The organism is Acidovorax sp. ACV01 (genome assembly GCF_014851495.1).
GTDB classification, from domain to species: Bacteria; Pseudomonadota; Gammaproteobacteria; order Burkholderiales; family Burkholderiaceae_C; genus Acidovorax; species Acidovorax radicis.
This window is the reverse complement of record NZ_JACUZT010000005.1, coordinates 137,727-154,299: the sequence shown is the minus strand read 5'-3', so window position 1 is coordinate 154,299 and position 16,573 is coordinate 137,727. Positions and strand designations below refer to the sequence as shown.

Here is a 16,573-nt window from a genome sequence, read left to right as displayed (position 1 = left end):
GATCAATGGTCGCCCTGCGACGGCGCCTGCGTCTGTCGGACACACGACAAAAGAAAGTCAAAGCCCGCAAGCCCAAGACCCTTCCCGTACACACGCTGGCGGACTTCCCTCGCCGCTCCCTTTTTTGTTTTGCGCCCCTTCTTTCCCGCATGACCGACCCTGCCGCCTATCTGCCCGTGCTCCAGTCCGGACGCTGGTTTGCCCACCTGCCACCCGACTTTGCCCAGCCGCTGCTGGCCATGGCACAGCTGCGCCATCTGCAGACGGGCGAAGTGCTGTTCCTGCGCGGCGATGCGCCGTGCGGGCTGTACGCGGTGGTGCGCGGCGCGGTCAGCATCTCGGGCACCGGGGGCCGGGCCGACGAGGCACGGGCCGCGCTGCTGATCCGCCTGGAGCCGCCGCAATGGTTTGGCGAGATCTCGGTGTTCGACAACTCCGCACGCACCCACGACGCGCAGGCCACCGAGCCGACCACGCTGGTGCACATCCCGCACGAGCGGCTTCAGCACTGGCTGCAGGCCCACCCGCAGCACTGGCATGCGCTGGCCCTGCTGCTCACCGACAAGCTGCGTTCGGCGTTTGTGGCCATGGAAGAGCTGGCGCTGCTGCCCGCGCCGCAGCGCCTGGCGCGGCGCCTGGTGATGATGGCCGAGGGCTATGGCCAGTGGACGGCCGAGGGCCAGTCGCGCCGCGTGATTGGCATCTCGCAAGAGCAGTTGTCGCTGATGCTGGCCATCTCGCGCCAAACCACCAACCAGATCCTCAAAGACCTGGAATCGCGCCACCTGGTGCGCGTGCAGCGCGGCGAGGTGGAGATCCTGGACCTGGCAGCGCTGCGCGCCACCTGCTATTGAATTGCTATCAACTATGTAGCTGCTAGCGCTTTACCAACAAGCGCCAGAGGCATTTTTTATTCAAATAATAAGCACACATTCCATTTCCGGGCAAAATGACGGCCATGCAACTGAACTACATCGCCAACGCCTCGGTTCCGTCCGCCTCGGGCCGCACGATTGCCATGATCGACCCGTCCGACGGCCAGCCCTTCGACGAGATCCAGCGCAGCAACGCCGACGACATCGATGCGGCGGTGCATGCGGCGCGCCAGTGCTACCACGCAGTGTGGCAAAAGATGGCGCCCGTGGACCGGGGCCGCCTGCTGCAAAAGCTCTCGGCCAAGATCCTGGAACATGCCGACGAGTTGACTGCGCTGGAACAGCGCGACTGCGGCAAGCCCACCAAGCAGGCGCGGGCCGACGCGATTGCACTGGCGCGCTACTTCGAGTTCTACGCCGGCGCCTGCGACAAGTTCCATGGCGAGACCATTCCCTACCCCGACGGCTACAGCGTGCTGACCTGGCGCGAGCCCCACGGCGTGACGGGCCACGTCATCCCCTGGAACTACCCCATGCAGATCTTCGGCCGCAGCGTGGGCGGTGCCCTGGCGGCGGGCAACGTGTGCGTGGTCAAGCCGGCCGAAGACGCCTGCCTGTCGCTGATCCGCGTGGCGCAACTGGCGGCCGAGGTGGGCTTTCCGTCCGGCGCGCTCAACATCGTCACCGGCTACGGCCATGAAGTGGGCGACGCGCTGGCGCGCCACCCCGGCATCGACCACATCAGCTTCACCGGCAGCCCCAAGATCGGCACGCTGATCCAGCAGGTGGCCGCCGAGCGCCACTGCCCCGTGACGCTGGAGCTGGGCGGCAAGAGCCCGCAGATCATCTTTGCCGATGCGGACCTCGATGCCGCCATCCCCGTGGTCATCAACGCCATCGTGCAGAACGCCGGGCAGACCTGCTCGGCGGGCTCACGCGTGCTGATCGATTCGCTGATTTATGAACCACTGCTCGAACGCCTGGGCAAGGCGTTTGAAAAGCTGCGCGTGGGCCCCGCCGCCATGGACCTCGATGTCGGCCCGCTGATCCGCCAGACCCAGCAACAGCGCGTGTGGGACTTCCTGTCGGACGCCCAGGTGGCCGGCATCCCCATGGTGGCCCAGGGCGTGGTGGTGGACGAAGCCCCCGAGACCGGCTACTACCAGGCCCCCACCCTGCTGCGCGATGTGCCCGTGGGCCACCGCCTGGCGCAGGAAGAAGTGTTTGGGCCCGTGCTGTGCGCCATGGCCTTTCAGGACGAAGACCACGCCGTGGAGCAGGCCAACGCCACGCAGTTCGGCCTGGTGGCCGGCATCTGGACGCGCGACGGCGCCCGCCAGTTCCGCATGGCCAAGCGCGTGCACAGCGGCCAGGTGTTCATCAACAACTATGGCGCTGCCGGTGGTGTAGAGCTGCCGTTTGGCGGCGTCAAGTCCAGCGGCTACGGGCGCGAAAAGGGCTTTGAGGCGCTGTACGGCTTCACCACGCTCAAAACCGTCGCCATCAAGTACGGTTGATGGCGCAACGGCAGCGTCTGTCGCGCCCGCGCGCGACGGCTCGGCTGTGCACCGCTAACCTTTGCCTTTTTGCACGACGCTTTTCCCCATGCCCCTGAGCCCTCCCGCCCCCCGCACCTTGAAGCACGTCCGCCGGGTGAACTACCAGGGCTTTGAACGCAACGATGGCCTGTGGGACATCGAAGGCGAGCTGCACGACAGCAAGGCCTACGACGCGCCCTCCTTCCGCGACGCAACCCAACAGCGTCTGGCGGGCGAGGCGATCCACCACATGTGGCTGCGCGTCACGGTCAACCGCCAGTTGGTGGTGCAGGCCATCGATGTGGCCATGGATTCGCACCCGCTTAAAGGCTGTACCGAAGCCCAGGCTGCGCTGCAGCAGATGGTGGGCTGCAGCATGGCACGCGGCTGGCGCCAGGCCATCCAGAAGCACCTGGGTGGCGTGGCCAGCTGCACGCACCTGCGTGAATTGCTGTTCAACCTGGCCACAGCAGCCTTCCAGTCCGTGCCCGCCGTTTTTTCGTCCAGCAACCCCGACGAACCGCCACGCCACCTGGGCCAGTGCACGGGATGGGACTTCAACGGCAGCGGCGTGAAGGAATACTTTCCGCAGTTCTATGGCCGGGTGCCGCAGGCGCCTGCCGCCGTGGCCGCAGACACCTCCCCGCAGTCACCCACCCCCGAAATATCCGTCGAATCTGCCTCTAGCGCTTTATAGACAAGCGCTAGCAGCTATCAAATTTGACACCCCCAACAAACCTATCGGAGAGCCCATGCGCGCACAGAACAAATCCATCATCGTCACCGGCGCCGGCAACGGCATTGGCGAAGGCATCGCCAAGCGCCTGGCCGCTGAAGGCGGCAAGGTCATCGTCAACGACATCAACGAGGTCGGTGGCCAGCGCGTGGTGGCCGAGATCACGGCAGCGGGCGGCACCGCCGCTTTCTTCAAGGCCGATGTGACGAAATCCGCCGAAGTGAAGGCGATGGTCGAAGAAGCCGTGCGCCTGTACGGCCGCCTGGATGTGGTGGTGAACAACGCAGGCTGGACGCATCGCAACCGCCCCATGCTTGAAGTGAGCGAGGAAGAGTTCGACAAGGTCTATGCCATCAACATGAAGAGCATCTACCTGAGCGCCATCCACGCCGTGCCCGCACTGCGCCAGGCCGGTGGCGGCAGCATCATCAACATCGCCTCCACCGCTGGCCTGCGGCCCCGCCCGGGGCTGACCTGGTACAACGGCTCCAAGGGCGCCGTCATCATCACCAGCAAGTCCATGGCGGCCGAGCTGGGCCCCGACAACATCCGCGTGAACTGCATCAACCCCGTGTTCAACCCCGACACGGGCCTGGCCGCCGAGTTCGCGGGTGGCCCCGTGGACGAGGCCCGCCGCGCCAAGTTTTTGGCCACCATTCCGCTGGGCCGCTTCTCTACCGCGCTGGACGTGGCCAACGCCGCGCTGTACCTCGCCAGTGACGAGGCATCCTTCATCAGTGGCGTGTGCATCGAGGTGGATGGCGGACGCTGCGTGTAAAGGCTCCAAGCGCGCTCGCAAGCCACTATCACTTGCGTTTGCGCGCGCCCAATCCGCACCAAGGCAGTGCGGATTGATTTGACGGTCTTGAAGCCGCTGCCTATAGTGCCGCCGATGTTTGCGAGCCACTCCCACGACACAACCGCCAGCGCGACCGCGCCGCTGCGCCGTGCCGCGCGCTCGCAGGCCACGCTCCAGGCCGGTGACCGCCAAGTCTGCACGCTCGCTGCAGATTCCTGAGCCCGGCGACACCCCTCCCCTCCGCATTCTTTTCGCGCACCTCCTGTCGCCGGGCCCCTCGCCCAGCGCCAGCTTGCGCCTTGGTAGCAACCAGGGCGCGAACGTCAGGAGTGTCCATGCCCCCGTTTCCTTCGGGCGAGATTTCGCTCGCCCCGTGCGCCCCTGCGCTCAGCCTTCCCGCCGATGAGGCAATCGCCAACACGGCCATCGCCACTGACATCACCCGCCAGTTCATCCGTGCCAAGCGGCCCTGCGCCGACGGCTACCGCTGGTACCTGCGCCGCCAGGAGGGCGCCAGCAACTACCAGGCCCTGCTGGACGACCTGGTGCGCGAAGGCCGCGTGGAAGACGCCTGCTGGATGCTCGACCAGTTCGGCCCCACCAACGATGTACTGGAGGTGGAGCATCTGGGGGCCGATGCGCTGGTGTTTGCCGGCAGCGTGCGGTGCGGGGGCAGCGCCGATGTGGATGGTGTGCTGCGCACGGGCCGCAGCCTGAGCGTGCGGGGCGGCCTGCGGGTGGGCGGCGCACTGCGGGTTGGGGAAGACCTGCGCGTCTCGGGCGCGCTGCGCTGCGATGGCAGCGTGCGGTGGCACGGCGATGCGCGCGTGGGCGGGTCCCTGGTGGTCGCGCAGCGCCTGCAATGCACGGGCAGCCTGCGGGTGGGCGGTGAGCTCGATTGCGGCGCCTCGGCCCACATCGGCGGCCCATGTACGGTAGGTCAGGACCTGCGAGTCACCGCCGATCTGGACTGCGGCAGCGGCATCAAGGTGGGCGGCCACCTGCTAGGCGGGGCCTCCGTGCACGCCGTGCGTGGACTCCAGGTGGCGGGCGACGTGGACTGCCAGAGCCACCTGCAGGTGGGCTGGGGCGTGCGTGCGGGTGGGCACATCCACGCCGGAGGGGCCATCCGCGCGGGTGAAAGCCTGTGGGCGGGAGAAACCATTGCAGGGGGCGAGGCCTATGGCGTGTATGCGGGCCTGGTGGTGCCCCTGACGGACTGGCCAAACAGCGCCAGGGTATGCGCCCGCGAACAGCCAGCGCGGTTGTTGAGCGGCTGCTGGACCGAGGGCCATGGGGAAGCGCCATGATGCCCGGAGTCAGCGCCCTGCCCCTCGCGCCCCGCATAGCCTCCGGTACCCCGTCCGCAGGCGGCTGGCTGGGCCGGCTGGGGGCGGTGGGCCACCTGCTGACCGAACTGCGCATCGACGTGGACCTGTCGGGCCGCGACATCCAGCGCGAGTTTGACGCCCTGTACGACCGCATCCGCACCAACCCTCGCGCCCGCGATGCGATGCGCCCGCTGGCCCTGCCCCTGCCCGGGCTGGAGTTCCGCCTGCGCGAGGCCGACGGCGAATATTTTGTGTATGCCATCGACCCGCTGCGCAACCGCATCGTGGCGTACACCGTGTTCAACCGGCTGGTCGAGGTGGACCGCCACACCGACCGCCACCTGCGCGCGCCCCACGCCAAGGTCGTGGACGGCTACCGCCGCATGGGCATTGCATCCGCCATCTACCGCTGGTGGCTGGACTCGGGGAGGAGCCTGATAACAGGCGCACGCCAGTCGGCCGGCGCCCACGGCCTGTGGATGGCCCTGGCCCGAGACTACGAACTGGCGGCGGCGCGCATCGACACCCACAAACGCGTCCAGCAGCTGCCGCTTCCACCACCCCCGGGGTTTTTCAACGCGCTGGACACCCGGCTGGTGCTGGTGGGGCGCGATTGCCGCCTGGCGGACTTCATGCAGCACAGGGCCTGGGGCGGCTGACCGGGTGACCCTGCCGCTCCCAGGCTCTCAGCCCAGCACTTCGCGCAGGGCAGCGTCGTACAGGCCGGTGAGCTTGTCCATCACCCCCAGCAGCCGTTCGCTGGTGGTGGCCACGGCGTTCAGCCCCGTGTCATCGGCAGGGCGGCGCAGTGCGGATTCAAAAAACAGCCACTGCGAATCGGCCAGCTCCAACTCGTTGCGGATGGAAGGGGTGGAGACGGGCGCCGCCTTCAGCGTCTGCAGGGCCTGGCGGAAATCCATTGCGTCTGACGCCAGTTGCGCCTGCACCACCTTGGAGTCCACCTTGGCAGCACTCAAAAAGTAGTTCTTGGCCAGGCGCTGCGACAGCATGCGCTGGCGGCCCGCCAGGTTCACCAGGCGGGCACTGGGTGCCTGTGCCATCTTCTCGACGGCCTCGGTCACGGCCTGCGCAATGAGCAGCGTGCGGTCGGCCTGCTCCGAGGCCGCCACCACCAAGGCCGTGGTGGAGGCAGGCGCAGAGGTCATCTGGTTGAGCAGGGCAAACTGCTTTTGCACTTCGGCCAGCTGCCGTCCGACGTCTGCGGGCCATTGGCCTGACTGCATGCCCTTGGCCAGTTCACCGCTGCCCGTCTGCACCATCTTGCGCGCCAACCCCATCACATCCACGGCCGCACCGGGCAGCACCTGCAGGTACTGCTGGCAATAGGCCTTGGCCATGCGCTGCGAAAGGGCGCGAAACCAGCCCGCATAGTTGATGGCCCCCGACAACCCCATCTGCGCCTGGGCCCCTGTCGCCCAAGTTGCCCAGGTAGGTAGCAGAATGCCGGCCGCCACCCACTGAAGGGCCACGCGGCGCTGGCATGGCGTGGCATCGGCTGAAAATTCACGCGTCAACATGGGAATCCCCTTGAAATCGGATGTGCAGATTGTTGCAATGCAGCATCCAGAACGCACTGCGCCATGTCAAAGGAGGGCCATACCACCGCCTTCGCAAAACTTGACCGCGATCAACTCCGCGCGCAGGGGCTTGCCCCCTCTGCAGGCGCCCATGCGGCAAAATCACGCCATGGCCGAACGTGTGATTCCTCTGGTGGACCAACGCATCGCCGCTCTGGCGGCGCGGGTGCCCACGCATCCCGTGGCCCCCACGGGCCTGCTCACCGACACCCGGGGCCGTCCGCTGCGCGACCTGCGCATCAGCGTGACGGACCGCTGCAACTTCCGCTGCAACTACTGCATGCCCAAGGAAGTGTTCGACAAGGACTACCCCTACCTGCCCCACGGCGCCTTGCTGAGCTTTGAAGAGATCACACGGCTGGCGCGCCTGTTCCTCGCGCATGGTGTGCGCAAGATCCGCCTGACGGGCGGCGAGCCCCTGCTGCGCAAGAACCTAGAAGCGCTGGTGGCCCAGTTGGCAGAACTGCGCACCGTGGACGGCCAAGCGCCCGACCTCACGCTGACCACCAATGGATCGCTGCTGGCGCGCAAGGCCCGCGCACTGAAGGATGCAGGCCTGAACCGCGTGACCGTGAGCCTCGATGGCCTGGACGACACGATCTTTCGCCGCATGAACGACGTGGACTTTCCGGTGGCCGACGTGCTGGCGGGCATCGAGGCCGCGCATGTGGCGGGCCTGTCGCACATCAAGGTCAACATGGTGGTCAAGCGGGGAACCAACGACCACGAAATCTTGCCCATGGCACGCCACTTTCGCGGCACGGGCACCACGCTGCGGTTCATTGAATACATGGACGTGGGCGCCACCAACGGCTGGCGCATGGACGAGGTGCTGCCCTCAGCCGAGTTGATCGAACGGCTGCGCGCCGAGCTGCCCCTGGTACAGCTCGACCCGAGCAGCCCCGGCGAAACCGCCGAGCGCTGGGGCTATGCCAATGCCCAGGGCCAATACGACCCCGCCCTGGGCGAGGTGGGCGTGATCAGCAGCGTGACCCAGGCTTTTTGCCACGACTGCAACCGCGCGCGCCTGTCCACGGAAGGCAAGCTCTACCTGTGCCTGTTTGCCTCGGAGGGCTACGACCTGCGCACCCTGCTGCGCGGCGGCGCCAGCGACGAAGCGATTGCCTCGGCCATCGCCCCCATCTGGCAGCAGCGCAGCGACCGCTATTCGGAACTGCGCAGCAGCCTGCCTGCGGATACCACGCAAGGCGGCGCGCGGCGGGTGGAGATGAGCTATATCGGCGGCTAGCTGTGGGGCCAGCCCCATGCATCTCGATCCTGTGGAGCCCCTGCACCGCACCAGGGTACGGGCGCCGATTGTTTTAAGGCACCATGGGTGGCTGCGGCCTTCACCCTTTCCTCACCCCATGCCCCTTCAACCCACGCACCGCGCCCTGTTTCTGGCCAATGCCACCGTCCTGGTCACGCACCAGATCGATGCCGCGTACTGGCACGAGTGGGAGCTGTTCCACATCCCCGGCGGCCACCAGGTCAACCTGCTGCTCAACCTGCCCATCATTGCGCTGGTGCTGTATGCCCAGGCACAGGTCGCCCGCGGCGAAGGCCCGGCGGCCCTGGCGTTCTACAAGCTCATGCCCTGCCTCGGGGCCTTGACCGTGGCGATCCACGGCCTGTTTTTTGCCCTGGGGCACGAGGCGTTCGCGCAACCCGTGTCCCTGGGCCTGCTGGCCTGCACAGCCGTCCTCTCGTGCCTGCAACTGACCGCGCTGCGTGCCCGGCAGCCGCTGTAGCGCCCTGCTTTTCACCCATCGCCCACCCCCCATGATTGAAACCCAAGACATCACCGGCCTCGTGCTTGCAGGCGGACGCGGCAGCCGCATGGGCGGCGTCGACAAAGGCCTTCAGAGTTTTCGCGGCCTGCCTCTGGCGCTGCACACGCTGATGCGGCTGCAGATGCAGACCGGCGCCACCATGGTCAATGCCAACCGCAACCTCGCGGCCTACGAGGCGTTTGGCGCCCCCGTGTGGCCTGATGTACTGGCCGACTACGCTGGTCCGCTGGCGGGCTTTCTGACCGGGCTCGAGCGTTGCGAGACTCCCTGGCTGCTGACGGTGCCCTGCGACACCCCCCTGTTCCCACTGGACCTGGCCCAGCGCCTGGCGGCTGCGGCCGACGCCCAGGACGCCGACATCGCCATGGCCGCAGCGCCCGAGGACGATGGCACGGGCCACACCACCGTGCGCACCCAGCCGGTGTTTTGCCTGCTGCGCGTGGACCTGCTCGAAAGCCTGGTCGCCTTCACCCAGGCCGGCGGCCGCAAGATCGATGCCTGGACGGCCCAGCACCGCTGCGCCATCGTTGCGTTTGACCAGCCGGGCGATGACCCCAAGGCCTTCTTCAACGCCAATACGCTGGCCGAGCTGCACTCGCTGGAAAACACCAGCGCGCCGCAGGCTTCACGGGCCTCATAGACCTGACCGCCCCTTCAACCGCCATGAACGCGCGCCCAACCACGGCTATCAGTTCCGTACAGATCCGCCCCTTGGTCGCCGCAGATGCCGTGGCCTACAAGGCCCTGCGCGACGAGGCGCTGCGCACCGCACCGGATGCGTTCACGTCGGACTATGAATCGTCGGTGGGCCGCGATGCCAGCGAGTATGTGGCGCGCTTTGGCACCGTGGAATCGGGCCAGTTCTTCCTGGGTGCCTTCGATGCCGCAGGCCAGTTGCTCGGCTGCCTGGGCTGCGAACGCGAGCAGCGCACCAAGCAGCGCCACTGTGCCGTGCTGGTGGGCATGATGGTGTCGCCTGGTGCGCAGCGCCAGGGCATTGGCCAGCAGCTGGTGGCCGCCTGTGTGGCAGCAGCCTGCCGCGTACCTGGCCTGACCCAGTTGGTGCTGACGGTGACGGCCTCCAACACGCACGTCGTGCACCTGTACGAGCAGGCCGGGTTCCGCGCCTGGGGCCTGTTGCCCCGCGCCATCGTGGTGGACGGCGTGGGCTTCGACAAGCTGCACATGGTGCGCGTACTCATCCCTGATTCCAACGACACAGATCCATGAAAACCATTGCCCAGATTGCCGCCGAGCTGCAAGGCTACGACCCGCAGGCCCTGAGCGCTGCCGATGTGAACGCGTTTCTGCAGCGGCTGGTCGAGCCCGTGACCGCCACCGAAGAGCTCCCCCTCTTCGACGCCCTGGGCCGCGTGCTGGCGCGGGACGTGGTCTCGCCCCTCAGCGTGCCTCCGCACGACAACTCGGCGATGGATGGCTATGCCTTTGCGGGCGCGCAGCTCGTTGCCGGGCAGCCCCTCTCACTGCGGGTAGTGGGCACGGCACTGGCGGGCAAGGCCTGGGTGGGCGCCGTGGCAGCGGGCGAGTGCGTGAAGATCATGACCGGCGCCATCATGCCCACGGGCCTGGACACCGTGGTGCCGCAGGAGTTCACCAAGGCCGCAGCCGATGGCCACATCACCATCGCAGCCGATGTGCTGAAGGCCGGTGACAACCGCCGCTTCAAGGGCGAAGACCTGATGGAAGGCGGTCTGGCGCTGGCCCAGGGCACGCTGCTCAGCCCTGCCGCCCTGGGCCTGGTGGCCAGCCTGGGCCTGCCCACCGTGACGGTGTTCCGCCGTCTGCGCGTGGCGTATTTCTCGACCGGCGACGAGATCCTGAGCCTGGGCGAGCCACCGCGCGAAGGCGCCGTGTACGACAGCAACCGCTATACCGTCTTCGGCCTGCTCACCCGCCTGGGCGTGGAGGTAATCGACCTGGGCGTGGTGCGCGATGAGCCGGCACTGCTGGAGGTGGCCTTTCGCAACGCCGCACAGCGCGCCGATGCCATCATCACCAGCGGCGGCGTGAGCGTGGGCGAGGCCGACCACACCCGCACGATGATGAAGAAGCTCGGCGACGTGGCCTTCTGGCGCATCGCGATGCGGCCCGGCCGCCCGATGGCGGTAGGGAGCATTGCCGCTACTGAAAATCAAGAAAAAATGGCCTCTAGCGCTTATCCATCAAGCGTTAATAGCTACCAAAATAATAGCAAGCAATCCCACGGCGGCGCTGTGCTGTTTGGCTTGCCCGGCAACCCCGTGGCCGTGATGGTGACCTTCCTCGCCTTCGTGCGCCCCGCCCTGCTGCGCATGATGGGCAGCACCCACACCGCCCCGCCCCTGGCGCGCGCCACCAGCACCGAAGCCCTGCGCAAAAAACCCGGCCGCACCGAGTACCAGCGCGGCACCATCACCACCGCCGCTGATGGCACGCTGCAGGTGTGCACCACCGGCAACCAGGGCTCGGGCGTGCTCAGTTCCATGGTGCAGGCCAATGGGCTCATCGTGCTGCACCACGGCCAGGGCAATGTGGCGGTGGGCGATACGGTGGATGTGATGGTCTTTGACGGCGTCATTTGACCCCCCCTGAGTCGCGTCGCGCCTTCCCCCCAGGGGGACGACGCCCTCAGTGCGGGGCGGTCCTTGCTCGGCGCCCCTCCCAGGTGCCGCGCCCGTGGCACCCGCGCAGGCGAAGCACCGCACAATGGGTTTTTCCTCTGCACTTGTTTGGAAATCTTGCGCCTATGCCCTACGCCGCCCGACACCTTGCCCAACCCCCATCCCGCGATGACGTGGACCGCCTGCCCGGTGCCACCGTGGTGGAATTCGGTACCCCCTGGTGTGGCCATTGCCAACGTGCACAGCCCCTCATTGAGCAGGCACTGAAAGACTGCGCAGACGTGGCACACATCAAGGTGGAAGACGGCCCCGGCCAGCGCCTGGGCCGCACGTTTGGCGTCAAGCTGTGGCCGACGCTGGTGTTTTTGAAGGACGGAAAAGAGGTGGCGCGCCTGGTGCGGCCACAAACCCTGCAGGATGTGCTGGATGCGCTACCGGCAAACGGGGCGCCAATCTGAGCCCCCCAACGCCCTGAATGAAAAGAAGCCCCGGCGGGGCTTCTTTTCATTCTTCTTGCGCCAAGCTCTCTGGCTCGGGCCAAGGGCTACTTGGCCACGTAATCGTGTGGATGCAGCGGATGCCCTGGCTCCTCGGCTGCCACGGCCGTGTTGGCACCCGGCACCGCCTTGCGCGCGAACAGGGTGTACATGGTAGGCACGACAAAAATGGTGAGCAACGTGCCCAGCGACATGCCGCCCACAATCACCCAGCCAATCTGCGTGCGCGTCTCGGCACCAGCGCCCGAAGCCAGCGCCAGCGGGATGGCGCCCAGCACCATGGCGCCCGTGGTCATCAGAATGGGCCGCAGGCGCTGGGCCGAGGCTTTGACCAGCGCATCCACCATCTCCATGCCCTGCTCGCGCAGCTGGTTGGTGAATTCCACAATCAAGATGCCGTGTTTGGTGATCAGCCCCACCAGCGTGATCAGGCCAATCTGCGAATACACGTTGATCGACCCGCCGCTCCACTTGAGTGCCAGCAACGCGCCAATCATCGACAGCGGCACCGAGACCATGATGACCAGGGGGTCGATGAAGCTCTCGAACTGCGCCGCCAGCACCAGGAAAATAAAGACCAGGGCCAGCACGAAGACGATGCCCAAGGCTCCCTGCGAGCTCTTGAACTCCCGCGAGGTGCCATTCAGGTCCGTGGTGTAGCCGGGCTTGAGCACCTTGGCGGCGGTAGCGTCCATGAAGTTCAGCGCCTCGCCCAGCGAGTATTCGGGCGACAGGTTGGCCGTGATGGTGGCCGAGCGTCGCTGCCCGAAGTGGTTCAGCTCGCGCGGGCTCACGCTCTCGCGCACCTTGACCAGGCTTGACAAGGGAATCATGGATTCATTGCGGCCCCGCACGTAGATGGTGTCAATGTTCTCGGGTGTGGTGCGGCCCCGGGCCGCCGTCTGCACGATCACATCGTATTGCTCGGCATCGCGCTTGTAGCGGGTCACGGTGCGGCCCCCCAGCATGGTTTCGATGGCCTTGGCCACCACGTCCACATTCACCCCCAGGTCCGCAGCACGCTCCCGGTTCACCTCGATGCGCAACTCGGGCTTGTTCAGGCGCAGGTCGACGTCGGGCCCCACGATGCCGGGGTTCCGCGAGATTTCGGCCATGAAAGCGTTGGTGACGGCATTGAGGTTTTCGTAGCTGTCCGAGGTCTGGATCACATAGGTGAGCGGCCGCGCCCGGAAGCCCTGCCCGAGCGATGGCGGCGTGATGAGAAAGGCGCTGACGCCCGGCAGGCCCGAGACCTTGGGCTGCAGCTCCCGCGCCAGCTCCAGGGTGGTGCGATTGCGTTTTTCCCAATCGACGGTGCGGTAAATCACACTGCCCTGGGCAACGGTGGGGTTGCCGATGTTGGCAAAGATCCGGTCGAACTCGGGGTAGTCGCGGCCGATTTTCTCCAGCTCTAGCGCGTAGCGGTTGGTGTAGTCCAGCGTGGCGCCGTCGGGTGCGGTCACGCTGGCCAGGATGGTGCCCCGGTCTTCCAGGGGCGAAAGCTCTTGCCGCATGCTGGGGTACACCACCACCAGCGCAGCGCCACTGATGGCCATGACGGCCAACACGATCCAGCGGGCCTGAAAGATGGCGCCGCGCACACCACCACGTTCGCTGCCTTGGCTGCGCCAGCGTGCGGTGACCAGCCACCGCAGCAGGCGGCCATAGGCATCCGACAGCGCGTTGAGCCAGCGCTCCATCGAGCGGTCGAACCAGTTGGGCTTGGGGTTGTGCTTGAGCAGCAGCGAACACATCATGGGCGACAGGGTCAGCGCCACAAAGCCCGACACCACCACAGCGCCTGCCAATGCCAGGGCAAACTCCACAAACAGCCGGCCGGTGCGCCCCGGGGTAAAGGCCAGCGGGGCATACACCGCCACCAGCGTCAGCGTCATGGCCACGATGGCAAAGCCGATTTCGCGCGCGCCTTTGATGGCGGCCGAGAATGGGTCCAGCCCCTCTTCGATGTGGCGGTAGATGTTCTCCAGCATCACGATAGCATCGTCCACCACCAGGCCAATGGCCAGCACCAGCGCCAGCAGCGTGAGCGTATTGATGGAAAACCCGGCCAGCGACATCAGCGCAAAACTGCCCACCAGGCTCACCGGGATGGTGATGATGGGGATGATGGACGCGCGGAAGGTGCGCAAAAACACAAAGATCACCAAGGCCACCAGCACCACGGCCTCGGCAATGGTGCTGTACACGCTTTTGATCGAGCGGTCGATGAACAGGGAGTTGTCGTTGGCAATGTCGATGCCGATGTCCGGTGGCAGGTCGGCCTTGAGCGTGGGCAGCATGGCGCGCACACCCTGCGCCAGTTCCAGCGGGTTGGCCGTGGCCTGGCGGATCACGCCCACCGAAATGGCCTCGCGCCCGTTCAGGCGCACCCGGCTGCGGTCGCTGGCAGCCCCTTCCTCCACCTTGGCCACGTCACGGATGCGCACCGGAAAGCCGTTCACGGTGCGGATCACCACCTCGGAAAACTGCGACGGCGTCGCCAGATCGGTCTGTGAGGTGACGCTGAACTCGCGTTGCTGCGACTCGATGCGGCCTGCAGGCAGCTCCAGGTTGTTGCGGCGGATGGCGTCTTCCACATCCTGCGTGGTCAGGCGGTAGCCCGCCATGCGTTCCGGGTCGAGCCACACGCGCATGGCGTACTTGCGCTCGCCATAGATGGGCACATCAGCCACACCGGTCACCGTCTGCAGCCGGGGCTTGACGATGCGGTTGATGAGGTCGTTGATCTCGAGCGGTGTGCGTGTGTCGCTGCTGAAGGCCAGCCACATCACGGGCGAGGCATCGGCCTCCACCTTGGCGATCACGGGCTCGTCCACTGCGTCTGGCAGGCGGTTGCGCACCCGTGCAGTGCGGTCGCGCACCTCGGCGGCGGCGTTGTCCGCGTCTTTTTCGAGTCGAAAACGCACGCTGATCTGGCTCTGCTCCGCGCGGCTGATGGAGGTGATCACATCCACCGCATCGATACCGGCGATGGAATCCTCCAGCGGCTTGGTGACCTGCGATTCGATCACCTCGGCCGATGCGCCTGCATAACGCACGCTCACCGTGACCACGGGCTCATCGATCTTGGGGTATTCGCGCACCGAAAGGCGCGTAAAGCTCACGGCACCAATCAGCAGCACCAGCAGCGACAACACGGTCGCAAAGACCGGTCGGCGTATCGATATTTCAGCGAGTTGCATCGCAGTCCTGGAACTTCATCGATCACGCGGGATGGCGTGGGCTGCCTTGTGGTGCCCGGCTGGGCGTGCCTGCAGGCTGGCAAGGGTTGGGGCCAGGCAACGGAGCCACGACGGCATTGGGCGATGCTGCAGTAGTGGTGATGGCGGCCACGGGTGCTGCAGCCATCGGCTGCGCCGCCGCGCGGGGGCCGCCGGCGGTGTCGGCCGCCGTGGGCACCGGTGCATCGGCTGCCGCTACCGCACTGCCAGCACTGGCTGCGCCCATTGTCCCTGCCGCTCCAGATGCAGCGCGCGCAGGTGATGGCGACGGCGACGCACCATTGCCCGGCTTGCCCAGCTCCACCACACGCACCACGGTTCCGTCCTTCTGGATGCGCTGCTGCCCTGCGGTGACCACCATGTCTCCCAGAGCCAGGCCATCCACCACCTCCACAAAACCCGGGGTGCGGGCCCCCAGCTTGACGGGGGTGCGTTGGGTCGCGCGGCTGCCGGGCTCCTTGCCATCGACGATCTTGAGCACATAGGGGCTGCTGCCGTCGGGCACCACGGCCTCCTCGGGGATCACTCGGGCATTGCTGCGCTCCGAGAACACCGCCGTCACGCGCGCAAACATGCCGGGGCGCAGTTGCAGGCGCCGGTTGTCGATGCAGCCGCGAACCGCCACAGCGCGGCCGTCGGTGTCAATCTGGGGGTTGATGGCCTGCACCACGGCGCTGTAGCGCACGCCCGGCAAAGCGTCGAACACCACCTGGGCGGTCTGGCCCGTGCGGACCTTGCTCTGCAGGCGCTCGGGCAGGCGGAAATCCACGTAGACCACGTCCAGGTCTTCGACATTGACAATGTCGGCGCCGTCTTTCAGGTAGTCGCCCACGTTCACGCCGCGAATACCAGCAATGCCGTCAAACGGCGCCACGATCTTCAGGCGCGAGGCCGTGGCCTGCGCCAGGGACAGCTTGGCCCGCGCCACTTCGAGGTTGGCAGCGCTTTCGTCGACCGAACGCTGGCTGATGAAGCCCTGGGCCACCAGCTCCTGGTTGCGTTTGTGGTTGGCCTGGGCAATCGACAGTTCGGCCTGGCTCTGCTGGACCTGCGCGCGGGGCAACTGGTCGTCAAACTGCACCAGCACCTGCCCGCGCCGCACGCGCTCACCATCGCGGAAATTGAGCGCCGTGATGCGCCCGCTCACCTCGGGGCGCAGCACCACGCTTTGGCGCGATTTGAGACTGCCCACCGCTTCGGCATCGTCGCGCAGCGCCATCTGCCGCACTGCCACGGCCTCCACCGCCACGGGGCGACCAGCGCCCCCTCCCTTGGCTGCAGCGCCGGCGGGTGCATTGCCCCCTGCACCGGGCGCTGACGACTCGCTGCGCGGGGGCTGCGCCGGTTTTTGAAGCCACCAGGCAGCGCCCGATGCGGCAGCGATGCCGATGACAGCGAAAACGATGTATTTGTTCTTGGACGCCATGGGTCAATGAAAGCGGGTGGTGTGGGGAGCGCAATCAAACAATGTATCAGTGCGTGTCTTGCGCTGCATCCAACCACGGTATGACCCCAAGGGCAATTGCGGCAGATTTACGCAGGC

At 66.6% G+C, this 16,573-nt stretch carries 15 protein-coding genes; 12 read left to right on the top strand and 3 right to left on the bottom strand.

Annotated elements, in window-relative coordinates; all coding sequences use genetic code 11:
- Nucleotides 1–149: 149 nt before the first annotated feature.
- From IB243_RS15790 to IB243_RS15765, 6 genes are all read left to right on the top strand, one after another.
- Nucleotides 150–854 carry a Crp/Fnr family transcriptional regulator gene (locus IB243_RS15790; protein WP_057270458.1) on the top strand — a complete coding sequence of 235 codons (705 nt, stop codon included), beginning with the start codon at nt 150–152 and terminating at the stop codon, nt 852–854.
- A 104-nt stretch (nt 855–958) separates the two neighbouring features.
- A complete protein-coding gene (locus IB243_RS15785) occupies nt 959–2,392 on the top strand; it encodes an aldehyde dehydrogenase family protein (protein WP_010457974.1) in 1,434 nt (477 codons plus the stop codon).
- An 88-nt stretch (nt 2,393–2,480) separates the two neighbouring features.
- Complete coding sequence (locus IB243_RS15780; protein ID WP_192428223.1) at nt 2,481–3,110, top strand: DUF2889 domain-containing protein; 630 nt, start codon at nt 2,481–2,483, stop codon at nt 3,108–3,110.
- Between the two features lie 55 nt (nt 3,111–3,165).
- A complete protein-coding gene (locus tag IB243_RS15775) occupies nt 3,166–3,927 on the top strand; it encodes an SDR family oxidoreductase (RefSeq protein ID WP_192428221.1) in 762 nt (253 codons plus the stop codon).
- A gap of 356 nt (nt 3,928–4,283) precedes the next feature.
- Complete coding sequence (locus IB243_RS15770; protein WP_192428219.1) at nt 4,284–5,258, top strand: polymer-forming cytoskeletal protein; 975 nt, start codon at nt 4,284–4,286, stop codon at nt 5,256–5,258.
- Nucleotides 5,255–5,938 carry a hypothetical protein gene (locus tag IB243_RS15765; protein WP_192428217.1) on the top strand — a complete coding sequence of 228 codons (684 nt, stop codon included), beginning with the start codon at nt 5,255–5,257 and terminating at the stop codon, nt 5,936–5,938. Before IB243_RS15770 ends, IB243_RS15765 begins: the two co-directional genes overlap by 4 nt.
- Before the next feature lie 27 nt (nt 5,939–5,965).
- Here IB243_RS15765 and IB243_RS15760 read toward each other — a convergent pair whose 3' ends face one another.
- Nucleotides 5,966–6,817, bottom strand: coding sequence for a type IV pili methyl-accepting chemotaxis transducer N-terminal domain-containing protein (locus tag IB243_RS15760; RefSeq protein WP_192428215.1), 852 nt, complete (start codon nt 6,815–6,817; stop codon nt 5,966–5,968).
- Nucleotides 6,818–6,986: 169 nt separating this feature from the next.
- Here IB243_RS15760 and moaA point away from each other — a divergent pair, with 169 nt between their 5' ends.
- The 6 genes from moaA (at nt 6,987) to IB243_RS15730 (ending at nt 11,749) form a co-directional block, all read left to right on the top strand.
- Nucleotides 6,987–8,126 (top strand): GTP 3',8-cyclase MoaA, encoded by a 1,140-nt coding sequence (gene moaA, locus IB243_RS15755; protein ID WP_192428464.1) that lies wholly within the window; start codon nt 6,987–6,989, stop codon nt 8,124–8,126.
- Between the two features lie 118 nt (nt 8,127–8,244).
- Entirely contained in the window at nt 8,245–8,628 is a 384-nt protein-coding gene (locus IB243_RS15750; protein ID WP_192428213.1) for a DUF6713 family protein, read from the top strand.
- 31 nt (nt 8,629–8,659) lie between these two features.
- Nucleotides 8,660–9,310: a molybdenum cofactor guanylyltransferase MobA gene (gene mobA / locus IB243_RS15745; RefSeq protein ID WP_192428211.1), complete on the top strand. Its 651-nt coding sequence runs from the start codon at nt 8,660–8,662 to the stop codon at nt 9,308–9,310.
- 23 nt (nt 9,311–9,333) lie between these two features.
- On the top strand, nt 9,334–9,900 hold the full coding sequence (locus IB243_RS15740; protein ID WP_192428209.1) for a GNAT family N-acetyltransferase: 567 nt from the start codon (nt 9,334–9,336) through the stop codon (nt 9,898–9,900).
- Nucleotides 9,897–11,252, top strand: a complete 1,356-nt coding sequence (gene glp / locus IB243_RS15735; protein ID WP_192428207.1) for a gephyrin-like molybdotransferase Glp — start codon at nt 9,897–9,899, stop codon at nt 11,250–11,252. The genes IB243_RS15740 and glp overlap by 4 nt, the downstream gene beginning before the upstream one ends.
- A 164-nt stretch (nt 11,253–11,416) precedes the next feature.
- Complete coding sequence (locus tag IB243_RS15730; RefSeq protein ID WP_192428205.1) at nt 11,417–11,749, top strand: thioredoxin family protein; 333 nt, start codon at nt 11,417–11,419, stop codon at nt 11,747–11,749.
- A gap of 86 nt (nt 11,750–11,835) precedes the next feature.
- On the opposite strand, the gene IB243_RS15725 is transcribed toward IB243_RS15730, so the two are convergent.
- Nucleotides 11,836–14,991, bottom strand: coding sequence for an efflux RND transporter permease subunit (locus IB243_RS15725; protein WP_192428203.1), 3,156 nt, complete (start codon nt 14,989–14,991; stop codon nt 11,836–11,838).
- A gap of 22 nt (nt 14,992–15,013) precedes the next feature.
- Nucleotides 15,014–16,456, bottom strand: a complete 1,443-nt coding sequence (locus IB243_RS15720) for an efflux RND transporter periplasmic adaptor subunit (protein WP_192428201.1) — start codon at nt 16,454–16,456, stop codon at nt 15,014–15,016.
- Nucleotides 16,457–16,573: the final 117 nt, after the last annotated feature.

Excerpts from the sequence above, each read along its gene's own strand:
- IB243_RS15790 (WP_057270458.1), top strand. The coding sequence starts at position 150 with ATGACCGACCCTGCCGCCTATCTGCCCGTGCTCCAGTCCGGACGCTGG.
- IB243_RS15785 (WP_010457974.1), top strand. The coding sequence starts at position 959 with ATGCAACTGAACTACATCGCCAACGCCTCGGTTCCGTCCGCCTCGGGC.
- IB243_RS15780 (WP_192428223.1), top strand. The coding sequence starts at position 2,481 with ATGCCCCTGAGCCCTCCCGCCCCCCGCACCTTGAAGCACGTCCGCCGG.
- IB243_RS15775 (WP_192428221.1), top strand. The coding sequence starts at position 3,166 with ATGCGCGCACAGAACAAATCCATCATCGTCACCGGCGCCGGCAACGGC.
- IB243_RS15770 (WP_192428219.1), top strand. The coding sequence starts at position 4,284 with ATGCCCCCGTTTCCTTCGGGCGAGATTTCGCTCGCCCCGTGCGCCCCT.
- IB243_RS15765 (WP_192428217.1), top strand. The coding sequence starts at position 5,255 with ATGATGCCCGGAGTCAGCGCCCTGCCCCTCGCGCCCCGCATAGCCTCC.
- IB243_RS15760 (WP_192428215.1), bottom strand. The coding sequence starts at position 6,817 with ATGTTGACGCGTGAATTTTCAGCCGATGCCACGCCATGCCAGCGCCGC.
- moaA (WP_192428464.1), top strand. The coding sequence starts at position 6,987 with ATGGCCGAACGTGTGATTCCTCTGGTGGACCAACGCATCGCCGCTCTG.
- IB243_RS15750 (WP_192428213.1), top strand. The coding sequence starts at position 8,245 with ATGCCCCTTCAACCCACGCACCGCGCCCTGTTTCTGGCCAATGCCACC.
- mobA (WP_192428211.1), top strand. The coding sequence starts at position 8,660 with ATGATTGAAACCCAAGACATCACCGGCCTCGTGCTTGCAGGCGGACGC.
- IB243_RS15740 (WP_192428209.1), top strand. The coding sequence starts at position 9,334 with ATGAACGCGCGCCCAACCACGGCTATCAGTTCCGTACAGATCCGCCCC.
- glp (WP_192428207.1), top strand. The coding sequence starts at position 9,897 with ATGAAAACCATTGCCCAGATTGCCGCCGAGCTGCAAGGCTACGACCCG.
- IB243_RS15730 (WP_192428205.1), top strand. The coding sequence starts at position 11,417 with ATGCCCTACGCCGCCCGACACCTTGCCCAACCCCCATCCCGCGATGAC.
- IB243_RS15725 (WP_192428203.1), bottom strand. The coding sequence starts at position 14,991 with ATGCAACTCGCTGAAATATCGATACGCCGACCGGTCTTTGCGACCGTG.
- IB243_RS15720 (WP_192428201.1), bottom strand. The coding sequence starts at position 16,456 with ATGGCGTCCAAGAACAAATACATCGTTTTCGCTGTCATCGGCATCGCT.